Here is a 1,757-nt window from a genome sequence, read left to right as displayed (position 1 = left end):
AAGGGATTCCTACGAAGAGCTCCTCAATCGAATTGAGGGACGGGAAATCGGGGATTGACAACTATAGGAGCGTCTTTCGCAATACAACCGCAATACTCAAAATGCCAAGAGATTGTATTTACCAAGGGGCGGGGTGAAAACTAATCGATGCAATCGCATTGCTCAATGGCCCAACCCCAAAACATCAGTCATACTTGTTTGCGAGTTCCGTTGGCCAGCAACTCCTGGCAAGTATCTGCTACGAACACCTTCGATCAAACATCGCTGAACACCATCTCGAGTTCCTTGAAAACGAAAACGGCCAGGACCGAAGTCCCAGCCGTTGATTCAAGCGATCACGGACGCTTTTCCCAAAACGAATATGAGCACCCTGCAATTAACCCGAAAGGCCATTCGAAGCAGCAATGCGGCCCAAAAGCAACTAGCGCCTCCGTGAAGGATTACGCGCGCAGGTCAACGCCCAACTCGGCCTTCACCAGATCGAACGCGGCGTCAATGGCCTTGTCCATGTCGTAGTACTTGTACCCGCCCAGGCGGCCGGCGAACACCACATCGCCCTCCTGGTTGGCAAGCTCCTCGTACTGTGCGTACAGCGCGGAGTTGCGCTCGTCGTTGATGGGGTAGTACGGCTCGTCACCGGGCTTCCAGTCGGCCGGGTACTCGCGCGTGATCACGCTGACCGGCGAGGACTGCGATTCGAAGTGCTTGTGCTCGATGATGCGCGTCCACGGCACCTCGCGCTCGGTGTAGTTGACCACCGCGTTGCCCTGCCAGTTCTCGCACTCCACAACCTCGGACTCGAAGCGCAGGCTGCGGTACTCCAGCGTGCCCAGCTTGAAGTCGAAGTACTCGTCGATGGGGCCGCAGTAGATGGTGCGGTCGGCGATGCCCGGGTTCTGCTCGCGGAACTCGCGGTACTCGGTGGACAGCAGGATCTCGACGTCGCCGAACATGCGCTCGACCATGGCGGTGTAGCCGCCCATGGGGATGCCCTGCCAACGGTCGTTGAAGTAGTTGTTGTCATAGGTCAGGCGCACAGGCAAACGCTTGATGATGCTCGGCGGCAGCTCAGTGCAGCTGCGGCCCCACTGCTTCTCGGTGTAGCCCTTGATGAGCTTCTCGAACACGTCGCGGCCAATCAGCGACAGCGCCTGCTCCTCGAGGTTCTTAGGCTCGCCCTCGCCGATCAGGTCGGCGGCCTCGGCCTTCTGGCGCTCGATGATCTCAACGGCCTCGGCCGGGGTGCGGATGCCCCACATCTTCGAGAAGGTGTTCATGTTGAACGGCAGGTTGTACAGCTCGTCCTTGTAGACGGCTACGGGGCTGTTCACGTAGTTATTGAACTCGGCAAAGCGGTTGACATAGTCCCATACCGGGCGCAGGGAGGTGTGGAAGATGTGCGCGCCGTAACAGTGCACGTTAATACCCTGCACGTCCTCGGTGTAGATGTTGCCGGCGATATGGTCGCGGCGGTCGATGACAAGGCAGGTCTTGCCGAGCTTGGCGGCCTCGTGGCAGAACACCGCCGAAGAGATGCCGGCGCCGACAACCAGGTAATCATAATGGGACAGCTTCATGCGTTTCCCCTTAGAGTCAAAGTTACTAAAATGAGTAACGTAATGGTACCAAAGACAACAAAAGCCCTGGACAAGCCAGGGCTAATTACACGGAGCGCATACAGCGCATAGAAAAGCGCCCTCCGCGAGCGCGACGCCCTGCCCTCCCGCAGCCTTGCGCTGCAGTACTCTCGGCGAAGG

1 protein-coding gene is annotated in these 1,757 nt (G+C 58.2%); it reads right to left on the bottom strand.

The features are described 5' to 3' along the window. Positions 1-440 precede the first annotated feature (440 nt). Positions 441-1,577 (bottom strand): UDP-galactopyranose mutase, encoded by a 1,137-nt coding sequence (glf, locus tag Q0H50_RS09455; RefSeq protein WP_294421704.1) that lies wholly within the window; start codon positions 1,575-1,577, stop codon positions 441-443. Between the last annotated feature and the right edge of the window lie 180 nt (positions 1,578-1,757).

The organism is uncultured Senegalimassilia sp. (genome assembly GCF_934632265.1).
Taxonomy (GTDB): Bacteria; Actinomycetota; Coriobacteriia; order Coriobacteriales; family Eggerthellaceae; genus Senegalimassilia.
Note: the sequence above shows the minus strand (reverse complement) of the source record. Positions and strands in the feature narration are given on the sequence as shown.

What these genes read in the sequence shown, in the direction of transcription:
- glf (WP_294421704.1), bottom strand. Translation starts at nt 1,577, where the DNA reads ATGAAGCTGTCCCATTATGATTACCTGGTTGTCGGCGCCGGCATCTCT.